Raw genomic sequence first — 16593 nt, forward strand, 5'->3', positions numbered from 1 at the left:
AGCATGTCCACCATCCTGATCCGCGGCGGTACCGTCGTCACCGCCGAGCACACCCGCCGCGCCGACGTCCTCTGCCAGGACGGCATCATCACCGCGGTGGGCGACAATCCGGACGTGCCGGCAGGGGCGGAGGTGGTCGATGCCGGCGGCTGCTACGTCATGCCCGGCGGCATCGACCCGCACACCCACATGGAACTGCCCTTCATGGGCACGGTGACGACCGAGGATTTCTTCAGCGGCACCGCCGCCGGCTTTGCCGGGGGCACGACAATGATCATCGACTTCGTCATCCCCAACCCGAAACAGAGCCTGATGGAGGCCTACCACACCTGGCGCGGCTGGGCGGAGAAGGCGGCCGGCGACTACAGCTTCCACGTCGCCGTGACGTGGTGGGACGAGAGCGTGCGGCAGGACATGGGCACGCTGGTCGCCGACCATGGGGTGAACAGCTTCAAGCACTTCATGGCCTACAAGAACGCCATCATGGCCGACGACGAGACGCTGGTGAACAGCTTCCAGCGCTGCCTGGAGTTGGGCGCCATCCCCACCGTCCATGCCGAGAACGGCGAACTGGTCTTCCAGCTGCAGAAGAAGCTGCTGGCCCAGGGCCTGACCGGTCCGGAGGCCCATCCCTTGTCCCGCCCGCCGGAGGTGGAGGGCGAGGCCGCCAACCGCGCCATCCAGGTGGCGAAGGTCTTCGGCGTGCCGGTCTACATCGTCCATGTCTCCGCCAAGGAGGCGCTGGAGGCGATCGAGCGCGGCCAGAGCGGCGGCCAGCGCGTGTTCGGCGAGGTGCTGGCCGGCCATCTGCTGATCGACGACAGCGTCTACCGCAACCCCGACTGGGACTTCGCCGCCGGCCATGTCATGAGCCCGCCCTTCCGCCCGAAGGAGCACCAGGACGCGCTGTGGCGCGGCCTTCAGGCCGGGCACCTGCACACCACCGCCACCGACCATTGCTGCTTCTGCGCCGAGCAGAAGGCGATGGGCCGCAACGACTTCACCAAGATTCCGAACGGCACGGCCGGCATCGAGGACCGCATGACCGCGCTGTGGACGCACGGCGTCAACACCGGCCGGCTGACGATGAACGAGTTCGTTGCCGTCACCTCCGCCAATGCCGCCAAGATCTTCAATCTCTACCCGCGCAAGGGCTCGGTCAGCGTCGGGGCCGACGCCGATCTGGTGGTGTGGGACCCGAAGGCGACCAAGACCATCTCGGCCAAGACCCAGATGCAGAAGGTCGGCCTGAACATCTTCGAAGGCATGACCGTCACCGGCACCCCGGCCTACACGCTGAGCCAGGGCCGCATCGTCCACGCGCTGGGCGAAAGCCGCGCCGTGCGCGGCGCCGGCCGCTACGTCAACCGCCCGGCCTTCCCGCCGGTCTATGAGGCGGTGGCGAAGCGCAACGCCCTGAACGTCCCGACGGCGGTGGAGCGGTAAGCGGGCCTCACCCGGCCTTCGCCAGGAGCGGCCCGACCCAGCGGGCCAGAAAGGCATCCTCCGGCGCTGCCGCCAGCGCCGGCCTTGCCGCCAGCAGCAATTGCAGCAGGGCGGTGTGCAGTTCGGTGCAGGCGGACAAATCCACCCGCGGCTCTGCCGCCGTCTCCAGCCATTCGGCGAGCGGCAGCGCCTCTTCCGCCGTGCAGGCGGCCTCGAACCGGGCGAGGTCGGCGTCGAACCGGACCGGCATCACAGCAGCTCCCGCAAATCGAGCACCAGGATCAGGCGGCCGTCGCCCAGCACGGCGGTGCCGGCATAGCCGCGCAGGCTGCGCAGCACGCCGGTCATCGGGCGCAACACCACGTCGGCACGCTCGCCGACATCGTCGACCGCGACCGCGACCGGGCCGTCGCCCAGTTCGGCCAGAACCACGCAATCCGCCTCGCGGACGCGGCCGTCCTCCGGCTGGCCCAGCAGGCGGCGCAGCCGGACCAGCGGCACCACCCGGTCGCGCAGCACCACGCTCTCCGCCCGCTTGACCGCGCGGATGGCGGCGCGCGGCACCCGCTGGATACCGCCGACCAGTGCCACGGGAATGCCGTAGAGCGCGCCCGCCACCTCCACCACCACCACGCGGGTGATGCTGAGCGTCAGCGGCAGGGACAGCCGCACCCGCGTTCCGGTTCCGGGGGTCGACGCGATCTCCACCCGGCCGCCGGCCCGTTCGACCGCCGCCCGCACCGCATCCATGCCGACGCCGCGGCCCGACAGGTCGGAGACGGTGCCTGCGGTGCTGAAGCCGGGGGAGAAGACCAGCCGCACCGCGTCGGCGTCCGACAGCGCCGCGGCAGCGTCGGGCACCAGCAGCCCCTTGGCGACGGCGGCACGGCGCATCGCCGCAGGATCGATGCCGGCGCCGTCGTCCGACACCTCCACCACCACCCCGCCCTTGTCCTGGAAGGCGCCGACCCGCAGGGTGCCGCCGGGCGGCTTGCCGGCGGCCGTGCGGCGGTCCGGCGGCTCGATGCCGTGGTCCAGGGCGTTGCGCACCAGATGCAGCAGCGGCTCGCCCAGCACATCGAGGATGTCCTTGTCGGCCTCCGTCTCGGCCCCCTCCAGCACCAGCTCCACCGTCTTGTCCAGCCGGCGGGCGGTGTCCCGCACCAGCCGCGGCAGCGGATCGAAGACACGGGCCAGCGGCAGCAGCCGCAGGCGCAACGCCGCATGGCGCAAATCGCCGACCAGCGTGTCCAGCCGGGCGGAAAAGCCCTTCAGATCGCGCCGCAACTCCGCTGCCAGTTCAGCGTCTTCGGCACGGCGCAGCAGCGGTCCCAGCTGCCCCTTCACCACCGACAGCTCGCCCACCAGGGCCATCAGCGCGTCCATCCGTTCCGGTTCGACCCGCAGGGCGCGGCGGGCGGCGGGGATGGCTGCCGGCGGCGCCTCGGGCGTCGCGGGACGGGCCGGACCTTCGGCGAGGAAGCGGTGCAGCGTGCCGGCATCGGCACAGGCGGCCTCGATCATGCGCCGGTCGGCCGGACGCCCGAGCGATGCCAGGATCGCGGCGACCGCCCGCGCCACCGCGGCGCGGCGGGAGTCGCGCTCCACGACGCTGCCGGGCAACTCCAGAATCCGCCCCTGCTCCTCCAGCATGCGCGCTGCCAGCGAATCCGGTGGGGCCACGGCAATGGGAGTCACGGCCGGCTTTTCGGCCGGCTTCAGCGTGACGGCGGCGATGTGCACTTGATCGGGCACGCTGCGGAAGGCCGACCGCACCGCCTCCGGCTCGGCACCGCTCAGCGCGTGGAAGCGCAGGACGCAACGGTAAGGGTCCATCTCCGCCGGTGCCGGCAGCGGTTCGGCCGGCTCAATGCGCAGCAGCCGCAGGTCGGGCACCCGGCGGAACAGCGCCAGCGGGTCGTCGCCGATGAAGAAGCACTCCGGATCGGGCCGGTAGTCGATGGCGGTCAGCCGCCCCTCGCCCGCCGCCACCCTCTCCTCCCCCGTCAGCGCCACCAGCCAGGGGAATGTCCCGGTCTCCCCACCGACGGCGGCCGTATTCTCCGCTGCCCCCTCCCCCGCAAGCCCGCGGACCAGCGCTTCGGCTGCGGAGGGTGCGTCGTCGGGCAGCGTGCCGGCAGTCTCCAGCGCCGCCACCCAGCGGGCGCACTGGTCGAGCACGCGGAACAGCGGGTCGGCCAAGTCCGGCGTCATGGCGCGCCGGCCGTCGCGCAGAAGCGACAGCGTGTCCTCCCCGGCATGGACCAGCCGGGTGAAGGGCGCCATCTCGAACAGGGCGCTCGCCCCCTTCAGCGTGTGGAAGGCGCGGAACAGCTCGTCCACCGACGCGCGGTCGGCCGGGTCGCGCTCCAGCGCCAGCAGCGCGCCGCCCGCGGTCTCCAGCAGGTCCTGCGCCTCGACGATGAACTGGTCGAACAGCTCGCTCATGGCGCCCCCTCCGGTCCCGTGGGACGGCCGGTCAGCAGCCGTGCCGCCTCCACCAGCATCTCCGGCCGCGGCGGCTTCACGATGTACCAGTTGGCCCCGGCCAGCAGCGCCTGTTCGCGGTCGCTGTCCTTGGATTCGGTGCTGATCATGATGGCGGGCACGTTGCGCAACGCCGGGTCGCGGCGCAGGACGCGCAGCATGGTGTAGCCGTCCATCTTGCGCATGTTGACGTCGACGATAACCAGATCGGGCGGGTCGGCCATCGCCCGTTCCAGCCCCTCGATGCCGTTCACCGCCTCGTCCACCACGAAGCCGTCGGCCTCCAGCACGCGGCGGCTGAAGGCGCGGACGGTCACGGCGTCGTCCACCACCAGGATGCGCGGTCCATCCGTCATGGCGCACCTCCGTCCACGGGCTTCTGGTAGAGGATCGCGTCGGGGAAGCGGCGCGGAACGAACAGCGAGGACATGCGGCTCATGCTTTCCGAATGGCCGAGGCAGATGAAGCCGCCCGGCGCCAGGGCATCGTGGAACATGCTCGCCGCCTCCCGTCGGCCAAGGTCGTCGAAATAGATCAGCAGGTTGCGGCAAAAGATCACGTCGATCCCGCGGAATCCACGCACCTGCTGCGGGTCGGCGATGTTGACCAGGGAAAAATCGACGGACTCCCGCAAGTCCTCGATGATCCGCCAGCGCGGCCCTCCGGCCTCGGCCGTCCCGCGCATGGGCTGGAAATACTTGGCGCGCAGATGGGCCGGCAGCCCCTGCAGGGCGCGCTCGTCATAGATGCCCTCGCGCGCCCGTTCCAGCACGGCGCTGTCGATGTCCGACGCCAGCAGCTCGATCTCGTAATCGTCAACCCGCCGCCAGTTCTCCAGCAGCATGATGGCGATGGAATAGGGCTCCTCCCCCGTGGCGCAGCCGGCCGACCAGATGCGCAGCCGCGATCCCTTCGGCTTGTCCCGCACCAGCTCGTCCAGGACGGAGTTCACCAGGCAGTCGAACTGGTACTTCTCGCGGAAGAAATAGGTTTCGTTCACCGTCATCAGGTTGACGAGCCGCTGCAGCTCCTCCCCCGACGCTTGGAAGCGCAGCAGGTTCAGGTAGGCGCGCAGGCCCGTCGCGCCGACCGCCTGCATACGGGCGGCGACGCGGCGGTCGACGAAATAGCGCTTGGCCTCGGTGAAGGACAGGCCGGTGCGATCCCGCAGGAAATCGCACAGGGTCGCATAGTCCTCCGGCGACAGGCCGTCCGGTTCGCTCTCCCTCACGCGCTCACCCGCCTCGGAAGCTGGAGCGGGCGGCATCGACGGCGAAGGCGACGAAGGGATCGTCGGGGAAGCGCCGGGCCAGGGTCTCCAGGCTGGACAGCGCCTCCGGGCTGCCGGCTTCGGCCAGCGCCTCCACCGCGGCGAGGCCGACATTGACGTCGGCGTCGCGCTCCATCACCGCGGCCAGCCAGTCCGCCCGGCCGGGATGGGCAAGGCCGCCCAGCCCCTGCACCGCGAAGATGCGCAGGTCGGGGTCGGCATGGCCGAGCAGCGGCAGCAGGGCCGGAGCGGCGACCTCCGCCGGCATCTGCTGCAGGCTTTCCAGCACGCCGTTGCGCAGGGCCGCGTCCTCGCGGTCGAGGAAGGGGAGCAGCGCCGCCGCCGCCTCGTCCGTCGCGATGCGGGCGAGCGACGTGAGGATCGCCTCCCGCACGCCGGCATCGCCCTCCGCCTCCAGCCGGCGGGCGAGCGCCGCGACGGCCCCCGGAGTGGCCGTATGGCCGAGTCCGTGGGCAGCGTCGCGGCGGACCGATGCGTCGGCATCCTCCAGCGCCGCCAGCGGATCGGCCATCCGATCGGCTTGCGCGTCGGGTGCCGGAGGACCGGATGGCGCGGCGCCGGCCTTCTTCTTCACCAGTCCCATGGCGTCCTCCCTAATGCCCGCCGGCCCGCCGCTGGGCGGGCGCCAGCCAGCGGATCAGCTGGCCGGCGATGCGGTCCGACGGCAGCACGATGCCGGCACCGCCCCGCCGGATCAAATCCTGCGGCATGCCGAAGACGACGGCGCTGTCCTCCGACTCCGCGATGGTCCGTCCGCCGCGGGCGTGCAGCTCCGCCATCGAGGCGGCGCCGTCGTTGCCCATGCCGGTCAGCAGCACCCCGACCAGCCGGTCCGCCGGCAGCAGCCGCATGGCGCTGGTCACCAGCCTGTCGGCATTGGGGTGCCAGGGCCGGTCGGCCGCCGCGGGCACGCAGACCGCCTGCAGCCGCCCGCCGCGCCGCGCCAGCTCCACATCGGCGCCGCCGCGGGCGATGCAGACCATGCCCGGCTCCAGCACCGTCGCCCGCTCCACCTCCAGCACGCGCAGGGCGCACATCTCGTCCAGCCGGCGCGCCAGCGTCGCGGTGAAGGCGGCCGGCATATGCTGGGCCACCACCACCGGCCAGGGGAAGTCGGGCGGCAGCAGGGGCAGGATGTCCTCCAGCGTGCTGGGTCCGCCGGTGGACACGCCGACCAGCACCACCCCGTCTCCCTCCGCGCCCGCAGCGGTCTTTCCCGTGGGCGGAGCCGGCAGCGGAGCGGGAAGTGATGGGGGCGCGACGAAATCCTCCCCGGCGATGCGGGCGCGGGCCAGCCGCAGCCGCTCGCGCAGGCCATGCACCCGGCGCGGGCGCGACGACGCGGCGGCGCGCACCGTCTCCACCAGCTCCTCGCCGATGCGGCCGATGGCACCGGCGGCCGGCTTCTGCACCGCCTCCACCGCTCCCAGCCGCAGCGCCTCCAGCGTTTCCTCCGCGCCGGCGCCGGTGAGGGCGGAGACCATGACCACCGGCTTCGGATGCTCCACCATGATGCGGGCGAGGCAGGCCAGCCCGTCCATGCCGGGCATGGTCACGTCGAGCGTCACCACGTCCGGATCGACGGCCGGCAGGCGCGCCAGGGCTTCCTCCCCCGTCGCGGCGGTCTCCACCCGGAAGCCGGCCTCGCTCAGCAGCTCCGCGATGCGCCGGCGCATCAACGCGGAATCGTCCACCACCAGCACCGTCAGCACGCCGTCCCCCATCGAGCCGTCACTGCTGGGTAACGAGCAGGCCGGCCAGCCGGTCCATGTCGAGCAGGCTTTCCGCATCCATCAGCAGGATCAGGCGCGCGCCGCCGCCGGCACCCTGCCCCGCCAATTCCGGTTCGCGGGGCACCAGGGTCGCGACCCGGCGGATCAGACGGCGCTGCGCCGCCGACACCGCCGGAGCCGGACCGATCCGCTCCGCCGGGATCGTCACCAGTCCGGACAGCCCGTCGACCAGCAGCCCGACCCGCGCGGCATCGGCCCCATCACGGCCAACCACCACAACCCGGCCACGCGCGAGTCCGGGAGCGGCCCCGCCCGCCGCCGGCAGATGCAGCAACCGGCGCTGGTCGATCAGCGGCAGCACCTCGCCGCGCAGCGTCAGCACGCCGCTGACGAAATCGGGGGCGTTGGGCAGGGGCGTGATGCTGTCGGGCCGGCGCAGCACCTCGCGCACGGCTGCGACGGGCAGGCCGTATTCCGCCCCGGCGAGGCTGAAGACGACGAAACGCTCCGCCATGCCGCCCGTGCTGCCCGCATCCGCGGGCCTTGCCGGTTCCATGCCGTCCCTCTCCCCATCCGCGCCGATCGCCGCGCCATGCCGGAACAGCCGCCCGGCCGACAGCACGGAGACCAGCCGCCGCCCGCCATCCGCACGTGCGATGCCGTCCAAATCCTCGAACTCCGGTTCGCGGGCGAGAAAGGGCGGAACCGGGTCGATCTGCGCGGGGTCGAGCCGCAGGATCTCCCGCACCTCGTCCACCAGGACGCCGACCGGGGCCTGCCCCTGGCCGGGCCGCACCACGACCACCCGTCGTCCGAGCGCTTGTCCCCCGGCCGCCTGCCCCCCAGCCTCCTGTTCCCGAACGCCGTCCAGCCCGAACAGCGCGCGCAGGCCCACCAGCGGCAGCAGCCGGTCGCGCACCGACATCACCCCCAGCAGATGCGCCCTGGACCGCGCCATGCGGGCGATCTCGCGCGGGGCCGGCAGCACTTCGCGCACGCGCTCCACCGGCAGGGCGAATTCCTGCCCGGCGACTTCGAAGACCAGCAGCGCCAGCCGGTCGATTCCGCCCGCGGCCTTGCCGCCGGCGCTCCGGTCATTGCCCGGGCCTGCGAACCGACCGAAACCGCCGATCAGCCCGCCCGCGGTCGCCGCCCGGTCGGTCTCGCCCAAGTCGCCGAACTGCCGGTCGATCAGGACGTCCGGCTTCAGGATGGTGGCCGGGCCGTCGCGCAGCAGGCCGTCCAGCATGGCGGGGTCGAGCCCGCCATCCTCGGCGGCCACCGGGTCGATGCGGCCGGGATCGCTGCGCAGGATGCCGGCCATGGCGTCCACCCGCAGGCCGACCGGCTGGCCGCGATGCCCGACCAGCACCACGCGGGTCTCGCGCGTGTCGGGCGATCCGCCGTCCCGTCCGAGCGCCATCGCGAGGTCCAGCACCGGCACCGCGTCGCCATGCCAATGCGCCAGCCCCTCCAGCCCCGGCGGGCCCAGCGGGATGCGCACCAGCTCCGGCGGACGGATCACCGCATGCACGGACGACATCGGCAGGGCGAGGCGCAGGTCGCCGACCGTCATGGTGACGAAGGCGAGGCTGCCCGCCCCGCCACCGTCGGATGCCCCGCCGGATGCCCCTCCGGCTGCGGCTTCCGTCGCCACGGCGATCAAACCGCGCCGAGCAGGCTGTCGGCCATCGCCGCGATCTCCTCGATCGCCGACGCCAGCTCCTCCGCCCCCTTGGCCTGCTCGCGGGCGGCCTTGGCCGCCTCGGTCGCGGAAAGGTTGGCGGCGGCGGCGGCGGTGGCCACCTGCTCCACCCCGGTGCGGGTCTCGCGCAGGGCAACGGTGGTCTCCGCGGCGGCGTCCAGGATCTCGCGGCTGCCGGCGGTGACCACCCGCAGCTCCTGCGCGCCGGCGGTCAGGGTGACGCCGAAGGCGCGGTGGCGCGCGGTTTCCGCCAGCGCGGTTGCCGAGACGTCGTCGATGTCGCGGCGCACCCGCAGCATCTGATCCTGGATGTTGCGGACGATGTCCTTGACCCGCTCGGCGCTCTCGGCGCTGTCGCCGGCCAGCTTGCGGATGTCGCCGCTGACCACGGTGAAGCCGCGGCCGAACTCGCCCGCCCGCGCCGCCTCGATGGAGCCGCTGACCGCCAGCATGCCGGTCTGGATGGCGACGGTGGCGATGGCGTCGACCACCTTGTCGATGCGCCGGCCGATCCGCTCCAGCGCGTCCAGCCGCTCGCCGGCCCGGCGGGACGAGTCCACCGCCTCCAGCATGCCGTCGGCCAGCCGGCCGATGGTGTCGCGGGTCTCGCCCAGCAGGGCTTCCATCGAGGAGCAGCGCTCGACCGAGTCCTGCGCCCGGCCGGCGGCCAGCGTCGCCGCCGCGTCGATCTCCGCGATGGCGGAGGCGAGCTGGTGGGTGGCGGCGCTCTGCGACTGGGCGCCGCCGGAGATCTGGCCGATCGCCGTCATGATCTGGGCGGCGGCGCGGTTGATCTCCTCGATGGCGGCAGACAGCTCCTCCGCGGCCGAGGCCAGCTCGTCGGCGGTGGCGGCAAGGTCGGCGGTGCCCTCCAGATCCTCGGCCAGTTCCGACAGCTGGCCTGCGGCGCGCTGGCTCTGGTTCAGGGCGACGGCCTGCTCGCCCGCGGTCTTCAGGGCCTCCTCGGCGGCGGCGGACTGCTCCTCGGCGCTGGCGGCGATGGTTTCCGCCCCGCGCAGGGCTTCGCGCGCGGCCTGATCGGCCTCCACGGCGGCGCGGATCGTCTCCTGCGCGCCCTGCACCAGCGCGGTCATGTCCGACCGCACGCCTTCCAACTGCTTAACGATGGTGCGCCCGCGCTCCACCTCGGCCTTGGCGGCATCGGACGAGGCGACGATGCCGGCGGCGATGGCGGCCACCGCCTCCTGGATCTCGCCGACCATCCCCTGGATGTCGTTGGCGCTGCGTTCGGACCGTTCGGCCAGCGCCTGGACCTCGTCGGCGACGACGGCGAAGCCCTTGCCGGCCTCCCCCGCCCGCGCGGCCTCGATGGCGGCGTTCAGGGCCAGCAGGTTGGTCTGGTCGGCGATGGCGGCCACGCTCTGCACGATGGCGCCGATCTCGCGCGCCTGGGCCTCCAGGTCGCGCACCAGCCGGACCGAGGCCTCCTGCCGTTCGGCGGCGCGGACGATGCCGTCGATGGAGGACAGGATCTGGCCGCTGACGTCCTTCAGCGTGCCCTGCAGCGCCTCGACCCGCAGCACCGCCTGCTCGGCGGTGGCGCGCGAGCGAGCCAGCAGTTCCGACGCGCGGCCGATCATGCGCTGCGACTGCTGGGTGGCGCCGGCCGACTCCTCGGCCCCGGCGGCGATCTGCTCCATCGCCCGGCGCAGTTCCTCGGCGGCGGAGGCCGCCTGGGTGACGCCGCTCGCCAGTTCGGTTGAGGCGGCGGCGATGCCGCTGGCGGCCTGCCGGCGGCGCGAGTCGGCACGCGCCCGGCGGCGCTGCGGAGCGTTCGGACCGGCACCTTCCGGCGAAGCGGCTTTCATGGTCGGGACGGCGGCCGCTTCGGCGGTTTCGACTGCGCCCCCATCCGGACCGGCATCGGCACCGCCGTCCTTGTTCCGGGCCGTGCGTGCCGTGTCTATCCTGGTCTTCTTGATGAGTGTCATTGTCCTTCCCCGCCTTTCCAGTCGGTTCTTCTTGGCCGGTTCTTGTTGGCCGATTCTTCTGCGCCGGTTCTTCTTGATGCTCTTACGTCACCATCCGCCCGATATAGCGGCCGAGCGTGGCCTGCAGCGTGCCCGCCGAGCCAGAATCGAGCAGCAGGACCACCCGCCCACCGACCCCGACCGAGGCCCCGACCGAGGCCCCGTCCCCATCGCCGTCCGGCAGGCTGGTGTGCAGATCGATGTGGAAGAGCACCGCAGCAGCCCCCAAACCGGACTGGGCCGCACCGGCCTCCGCCACGATGGCCGGCGCCACCACGGCGCAGCTGCGCAGGATCTCCGCCCCGCTGCCGCGGATCACCACGGGCAGGCCGGTGTCCACCGGCTCGCCCAGCAGGTTGGCGACCAGCGCCAGCGCGCTGTTCAGAACGACGTTGCCCAGTTCCGCCAGGACTTCGTCCTCAAGTTCGGGAACGTCGTCCGGCGGAACGCCCGGGGGCAGGGCCGCGCGCACCAGCGGCAGGCTGCCGGCCTGCGGGAAGACCAGCAGGGCGCAGCCGGCGAACAGGCCGTCCAGCCTTTCCGAAACGCCCACCAGCGGCGGTGTCAGCGCCCGGTCCAGCAGCCCGGCCACCTCCTCCGGCGGCACCATCTCCACCGACGGCACCGACAGCGTCACCAGACCGCCCAGCATGCGGCCGAGCGCGGTCGATGCCTTGCCGATCCCGATGTTGCCCAGTTCGGCCAGGGCATCGCGCTCCAGCTCGCTCAGCATGGGGGCGGCGGTCACTCCGGTGCGGCCTGGGAGGGACGGCGGGGCGGCAGGGCGGTGGAGTTCAGGAAGCGGGCGACCTGCTCCTCCTCCAGCGGCTTGGGCATGAAGGCGGCGCCGACCGCCCGGATGCCGGAAACCACCGCGTCCTGCGCGTTGGCGGTGATGATGGCGACATGGACGTTCGGGTGGCTCTGGCGCAGCTTGGCCGCGCTCTCCACGCCATTGTCGCCGGGCATGTTGTAATCGATGATCGCAACATCCACAGGCGTGTCCTGAAGCGTCTTGAAGAGTTCATCGCCGTTCGCCGCCTCGACGACCGACCAGTCCGGCTTGTTGCGCAAGACCATCGCCCGCACATGCATGCGCGAAAGCTTGCTATCGTCGACAATGATTACAGTCTTACCCAAGATATAGGCCTTTTGGATAGAGCTCGACCGGCAGAGCCGAATTGTGCGCAAGTATACAGAATGAATGTCGTCACGCCAGTCCCCTTGATCGCAGCCGGGAATAGGCGTCGGGATTTTGCGGGCGCGGCGGCCGGCCGACTCATGCTATCGAGACGGACCGCTTCCTTCGATCCGGCCCCCGTTCCATGCCGTCATCATCATCCGCCGCCGAACTGGCCGCCCTGTTGGGCCAAGCGCTGGGCCATCACCGCGCCGGCGACCTGGATGGGGCGGAACGGGCCTACCGCGCGATGCTGGCGACCGACCGCGGCAACCCCGATGCGCTGCACCTGCTGGGCGTGCTGCACCACCAGCGCAGGGAAGATGCCGAAGCGGTCCGGCTGATCGGCCAGGCCATCGCGCGGCGCCCCCGGATGGCGGAGCAGCACGCCAACCTCGGCCTCGCCCTACACGCGCTCGGCCGGCTGGGTGAAGCGGAGGCGGAATACCGCCGGGCGCTCGCCCTGCGCGAGGCCTATCCGCAGGCGCACAACAGCCTGGGCAGCGCGTTGCAGGAGCAGGACCGGCTGGATGATGCCGCCGTCCATTACCGCCGCGCGCTCGACCTCGACGCCGGCTATGCCGAGGCTTGGGCCAATCTCGGCACGCTGCTGCGGGCGCGGGACGAGTATGGCGAGGCGGAGACGGCGCTGCGCCACGCCCTGCGGCTTGATCCCGGCCATGCCACGGCGCTAACCAACCTCGGCGTCGTACTGAAGGAGACCGGCCGCATCGGGGAGGCTGAGGCCGCGCATCGGGAGGCGCTGCGCCTTGCCCCCGGCGATGCCGAAACCATGGTGAACCTCGCCCTGCTGCGTGAGGCCCAGGGCCGCGGCGGGGAGGCGGAAGCGCTTTACGGCCAAGCGCTCGCCCTGTCTCCCGGTTTCGCGCTGGCGCGCTGGAATCTCGCCCTGCGGCTGCTCGGCCAGGGCCGGCTGGCGGAGGGGTGGGACGAGTATGAGGCGCGCTTCGCCTCCCGCCGCGTTTCGGCCGGACGCAGCTTCACGCTGCCGCCCTGGGACGGTGCCGCGGGCGGGCGCCTGCTGGTCTGGCGCGAACAGGGGCTGGGCGACGAACTGATGTTCGGCACCGCCCTGCCCGACCTCGCCGCCGGGATCGGTCCGGACAACCTGGTGGTGGAGGTCGATGCCCGGCTGACCGGGCTGGTCGGCCGCGCCCTGCCCGGCCTCACGGTGCGGGCGGAGACGACCGACCCCACCGACGCCCCGATCAATGCCGACAGGCATCTGGCGATGGGATCGTTGCCCCGGCTGCTGCGGCCGACGCTGTCCGCCTTTCCCGACCGGCGGTCCTGGCTGGCGCCCGACCCGGCCCGGCTGGCGGACTGGCGCGACCGGCTGGCGGCGCTGGGGCCGGGCCTGCGCGTCGGCATCTGCTGGGGCAGCCAGAACATGCTGGGGGAGCGCAAGGCCGCCTACACGACGCTCGCCGACTGGGCGCCGCTGCTGACCCTGCCCGGCCTGATCCCGGTCACCCTGCAATATGACGAGCGCGAGGCGGAGATCGCCGCGACCGAGGAGCGCCTCGGCCTGCGCATCCACCGCTGGCCGGATACCGACCTCAAGAATGACCTGGAGAGTGTCGCCGCGCTGATCGCCGGGCTCGACCTCGTGGTGACGGTGGCGAGTTCGGTCGGCGAGATGGCCGGCGCGCTCGGCGTGCCGGTCTGGCGCTTCGGCCCTGCCGGCGACTGGACGGCGCTGGGCAGCGCGGTGCGGCCCTGGTTCCCATCGATGCGGCTGTGGAGCGCGCGGCCCGGCGAAGGGCTGGCGGACGTGCTGGTGCGCATGGCGGCGGAACTGCGCCGTCTGGCGCCCGCCTTGCCCATCGCCGACTGGCTGGCGGAGGCGCGGGACCTGCACGAGTCCGGCCGCTGGCCGGAGGCGGAGAAAGCCTATCAGCGCATCCTCGACCAGGGAGGCGAGGTGCCCGCGGCGCTGGAAGGCTACGGCCTGCTCGGCCATCAGGCCGGCCGTCCCGACATCGCCGTCACCCTGCTGACCCGCGCCATCACCGCGGAGCCGAGTGCCGGCCGCCACAAGCGCCGCGCACTGGCCCACCAGGAGATTGGCGCTATGGCGGAGGCCGAGGCCGACTGGCAGGCCGCCGCGTCCCTCGCCCCCGAGGATGTGGAGGCGCTCGGCAATCTCGGCGCCCTCCGCCTGACCCGCGGCGCGGCGGTCGAGGCGGCGGAGGCGACCGAGGCGGCGCTGCGCCTTGCCCCCTTCCATGCCGGGCTGTGGGCCAATGCCGGACTCGCCCGGCAGGCGATGGGCCGCGACGGCGTGCCGTTCTTCCGGCGGGCGCTCGTCCTTGATCCCGCTTTGGCGGAGGCCTGGACCGCCCTGTCGGCCGAGGCGCTCCGCGACGCCGCGCGTGCCACCGAGGCGGATCGCGCGGCGGAGCGAGCCTTGCGCCTGCGGCCCGGCGACCCGTCGGCGGTCGGCAATCTCGGGCTGGCGGCGCTGGCGCTCGACCGCCCAGCGGAGGCGGTGGGGCATCTGCGTCTGGCACTCCAGGGCCGTCCGGGCGACCTCGGTACGATCGGCAACCTCGCCCTGGCGCTGGAACGGGCGGGCGACGGCGCCGCGGCGGGGCTGGCATGGTGGCGGGTGATCCTGCTGACTCCCGGCATCGGCGCCGGCTGGGCCGGTCTGGCCGACCTGCGGCAGCGCCAAGGCCGGTTGGATGCCGCGCTGAAGGGCTGGAGCCGGGCGCTGGCGCTGGAGTCCACGCGGGCGGAATGGCGCTACAATCTGGGCAACGCCCTGCACGCCGCCGGCCGGCCGGAGGAGGCCGATGCGGCCTATCGGCAGGCGGTGGAGGACGACCCGAGCCTGACGCTTGCCGCCTTCAACCGTGGCTATGCGGCGCTGGCGCGCGGCGAACTCGGCACCGGATGGACCGGGCTGGAGGCCCGCTTCGCCGCCGGACAGGCATTGCCGGACCGCCGCTTCCGCATCCCGGCCTGGGACGGCGGCGACCTGACGGGGAAGACGGTGCTGGTCTGGCGCGAACAGGGGGTGGGCGACGAGCTGATGTACAGCGCCTGCTACGCCGACCTGATCGGGCGCGCGGAACAGGTGGGCGGCCGGGTGATCGTGGAGTGCGAGCCGCGGCTAATGGATTTGTTCGCGCGCTCCTTCCCGCAGGCGCTGGTGCGGGCGGCGACGGCGGAGCCGGTGGATGCCGACTGCCACGTCCCGGCGGGGTCGCTGCCGCTGCGGCTGGGCTGGGGGTTGGGCGGCTTTCCGGCGCGGAGCGGCTGGCTGCGCGCGGACGAGGCGGCGATGGAGCGGTGGCGGGGGTGGTTGGGGGAGTTGGGTGGCGATGACGGCCCCCTCCCTAACCCTCCCCCGCCTTTGGCGGGAGAGGGGACTGCCGCCGCTTCGCAATCAAGTCACGCCGCCAAGCATCCTACCCCCTCCACCGCCAAAGGCGGGGGAGGGATGGGGAGGGGGCAACCGCTACAAGGAGCCAACTCCCCCCTCACCATAGGCCTCTGCTGGCGTAGCGGCCTGCGCAGTGCCTTGCGCGACGCCAACTACGCGCCGCTGACCGACTGGGCGCCGATCCTCACCCTGCCCGGCCTGCGCCTGATCACTCTTCAATACGACGACTGCGAGGCCGAACTCGCCGACGCCGAACAGCGTTTCGGCATCACCATCCACCGCCCGCCGCTCGACCTGAAGAACGACCTCGACGGAGCCGCCGCCCTGACGGCGGCGCTGGACCTGGTGATCTCCGCCGGAACGTCGGTGGCGGAGATGGCCGGCGCGCTTGGGGTGCCGGTCTGGCGGGTCGGGCCGGCGGGGGACTGGACGGCGCTCGGCACCGCGTGCCGGCCCTGGTATCCGTCGATGCGGCTGGTCTGCCCGAAACCGGGCGAGACGCTCGGCGACGCGCTGGGCGCCGCCGGACGTGCCCTCAGCAGTCTCAGAATGCCGGAACCACGGCGTTCTTGAACTTGGTGAGGATGAACTCCTTCACCTCGGGGCTGTTGTAGGACTTCACCAGCTTGGCGACCCAGGGCTTGTCCTTGTCGGCCTTGCGCACGACGATGACGTTGGCATAGGGGCTGTCGGCCGCCTCGCGGGCGATGGCGTCCTTGACCGGGTCGATGCCGGCCTCCAGCGCGAAGTTGGTGTTGATGGCGGCGGCGGTCACGTCGTCCAGCGAGCGCGGCAGCTGGGCGGCGTCCAGCTCGACGATCTCCAGCTTCTTCGGGTTCTCGACGATGTCGATCGGCGAGGCCTTCAGGGTGCCGCCGTCCTTCAGCTTGATCAGCCCCTTGGCCTGCAGCAGCAGCAGGACGCGGCCGCCGTTGGTCGGGTCGTTGGGGATGGCGAACTTGGACCCGGCCGGCAGCTCTTCCAGGCTCTTCACCTTCTTGGAATAGATGCCGATCGGATAGACCACCGTCTTGCCGACGCTGACCAGATCGAAGCCGCGGTCCTTCACCTGGTTGTCCAGATAGGGCTGGTGCTGGAAGCTGTTGGCGTCAAGGTCGCCGCCGGCCAGCGCCTGGTTCGGGATGACGTAGTCGGTGAATTCCAGGATCTGGATGTCCAGCCCGTCCTTGGCGGCGATGGGCTTCACCGCTTCCAGGATCTGGGCATGCGGGCCGGCGGTGACGCCGACCTTGATGGTCTCGGCGGAAGCACCGAAGGCGATGGCCATGGTGGCGGCGCCGGCCAGCAGGGAAGCCAGCGAACGGAAGCGCAGCATCTCGAACACTCC

13 protein-coding genes are annotated in these 16593 nt (G+C 72.3%); 2 read left to right on the top strand and 11 right to left on the bottom strand.

The annotated features are described in order from the left end of the window. The first annotated feature begins 3 nt into the window (after positions 1-3). Positions 4-1446 carry a dihydropyrimidinase gene (gene hydA, locus VD964_RS13240; RefSeq protein ID WP_324869044.1) on the top strand — a complete coding sequence of 481 codons (1443 nt, stop codon included), beginning with the start codon at positions 4-6 and terminating at the stop codon, positions 1444-1446. Between the two features lie 7 nt (positions 1447-1453). Here the strand turns inward: hydA and VD964_RS13245 are convergent, their stop codons facing one another. The 10 genes from VD964_RS13245 to VD964_RS13290 all read right to left on the bottom strand — a co-directional run bounded on the left by VD964_RS13245 (position 1454) and on the right by VD964_RS13290 (position 11844). Further along, the gene (locus VD964_RS13245; RefSeq protein WP_324869045.1) at positions 1454-1696 is read right to left on the bottom strand and encodes a hypothetical protein; all 243 of its coding nucleotides are present in this window, start codon (positions 1694-1696) and stop codon (positions 1454-1456) included. Then, positions 1696-3894, bottom strand: coding sequence for a chemotaxis protein CheA (locus tag VD964_RS13250; protein ID WP_324869046.1), 2199 nt, complete (start codon positions 3892-3894; stop codon positions 1696-1698). The genes VD964_RS13245 and VD964_RS13250 overlap by 1 nt, the downstream gene beginning before the upstream one ends. Further along, positions 3891-4289: a response regulator gene (locus VD964_RS13255; RefSeq protein ID WP_324869047.1), complete on the bottom strand. Its 399-nt coding sequence runs from the start codon at positions 4287-4289 to the stop codon at positions 3891-3893. The genes VD964_RS13250 and VD964_RS13255 overlap by 4 nt, the downstream gene beginning before the upstream one ends. Next, a complete protein-coding gene (locus tag VD964_RS13260) occupies positions 4286-5164 on the bottom strand; it encodes a protein-glutamate O-methyltransferase CheR (protein ID WP_324869048.1) in 879 nt (292 codons plus the stop codon). The genes VD964_RS13255 and VD964_RS13260 overlap by 4 nt, the downstream gene beginning before the upstream one ends. Positions 5165-5168: 4 nt before the next feature. Then, positions 5169-5807, bottom strand: a complete 639-nt coding sequence (locus tag VD964_RS13265; protein WP_324869049.1) for a HEAT repeat domain-containing protein — start codon at positions 5805-5807, stop codon at positions 5169-5171. Between the two features lie 10 nt (positions 5808-5817). Beyond that, positions 5818-6936 carry a chemotaxis-specific protein-glutamate methyltransferase CheB gene (gene cheB, locus VD964_RS13270; protein WP_324869111.1) on the bottom strand — a complete coding sequence of 373 codons (1119 nt, stop codon included), beginning with the start codon at positions 6934-6936 and terminating at the stop codon, positions 5818-5820. A 19-nt stretch (positions 6937-6955) separates the two neighbouring features. Continuing rightward, the gene (locus tag VD964_RS13275) at positions 6956-8614 is read right to left on the bottom strand and encodes a chemotaxis protein CheW (protein WP_324869050.1); all 1659 of its coding nucleotides are present in this window, start codon (positions 8612-8614) and stop codon (positions 6956-6958) included. Positions 8615-8619: 5 nt separating this feature from the next. Further along, a complete protein-coding gene (locus tag VD964_RS13280; RefSeq protein ID WP_324869051.1) occupies positions 8620-10614 on the bottom strand; it encodes a methyl-accepting chemotaxis protein in 1995 nt (664 codons plus the stop codon). Positions 10615-10696: 82 nt separating this feature from the next. Further along, on the bottom strand, positions 10697-11401 hold the full coding sequence (locus VD964_RS13285; protein WP_324869052.1) for a chemotaxis protein CheC: 705 nt from the start codon (positions 11399-11401) through the stop codon (positions 10697-10699). Then, positions 11398-11844 carry a response regulator transcription factor gene (locus tag VD964_RS13290; RefSeq protein WP_324869053.1) on the bottom strand — a complete coding sequence of 149 codons (447 nt, stop codon included), beginning with the start codon at positions 11842-11844 and terminating at the stop codon, positions 11398-11400. The genes VD964_RS13285 and VD964_RS13290 overlap by 4 nt, the downstream gene beginning before the upstream one ends. Before the next feature lie 134 nt (positions 11845-11978). Here VD964_RS13290 and VD964_RS13295 point away from each other — a divergent pair, with 134 nt between their 5' ends. Beyond that, on the top strand, positions 11979-15818 hold the full coding sequence (locus VD964_RS13295) for a tetratricopeptide repeat protein (RefSeq protein WP_324869054.1): 3840 nt from the start codon (positions 11979-11981) through the stop codon (positions 15816-15818). Here VD964_RS13295 and VD964_RS13300 read toward each other — a convergent pair. Beyond that, positions 15790-16581 (bottom strand): MetQ/NlpA family ABC transporter substrate-binding protein, encoded by a 792-nt coding sequence (locus VD964_RS13300; protein ID WP_324869055.1) that lies wholly within the window; start codon positions 16579-16581, stop codon positions 15790-15792. The genes VD964_RS13295 and VD964_RS13300 overlap by 29 nt on opposite strands. Positions 16582-16593 lie beyond the last annotated feature (12 nt).

The organism is Azospirillum sp. (assembly GCF_035628975.1).
GTDB lineage: Bacteria > Pseudomonadota > Alphaproteobacteria > Azospirillales > Azospirillaceae > Azospirillum.

What these genes read in the sequence shown, in the direction of transcription:
- hydA (WP_324869044.1), top strand. Translation starts at nt 4, where the DNA reads ATGTCCACCATCCTGATCCGCGGCGGTACCGTCGTCACCGCCGAGCAC.
- VD964_RS13295 (WP_324869054.1), top strand. Translation starts at nt 11,979, where the DNA reads ATGCCGTCATCATCATCCGCCGCCGAACTGGCCGCCCTGTTGGGCCAA.
- VD964_RS13280 (WP_324869051.1), bottom strand. Translation starts at nt 10,614, where the DNA reads ATGACACTCATCAAGAAGACCAGGATAGACACGGCACGCACGGCCCGG.
- VD964_RS13265 (WP_324869049.1), bottom strand. Translation starts at nt 5,807, where the DNA reads ATGGGACTGGTGAAGAAGAAGGCCGGCGCCGCGCCATCCGGTCCTCCG.
- VD964_RS13300 (WP_324869055.1), bottom strand. Translation starts at nt 16,581, where the DNA reads ATGCTGCGCTTCCGTTCGCTGGCTTCCCTGCTGGCCGGCGCCGCCACC.
- VD964_RS13250 (WP_324869046.1), bottom strand. Translation starts at nt 3,894, where the DNA reads ATGAGCGAGCTGTTCGACCAGTTCATCGTCGAGGCGCAGGACCTGCTG.
- VD964_RS13245 (WP_324869045.1), bottom strand. Translation starts at nt 1,696, where the DNA reads ATGCCGGTCCGGTTCGACGCCGACCTCGCCCGGTTCGAGGCCGCCTGC.
- VD964_RS13255 (WP_324869047.1), bottom strand. Translation starts at nt 4,289, where the DNA reads ATGACGGATGGACCGCGCATCCTGGTGGTGGACGACGCCGTGACCGTC.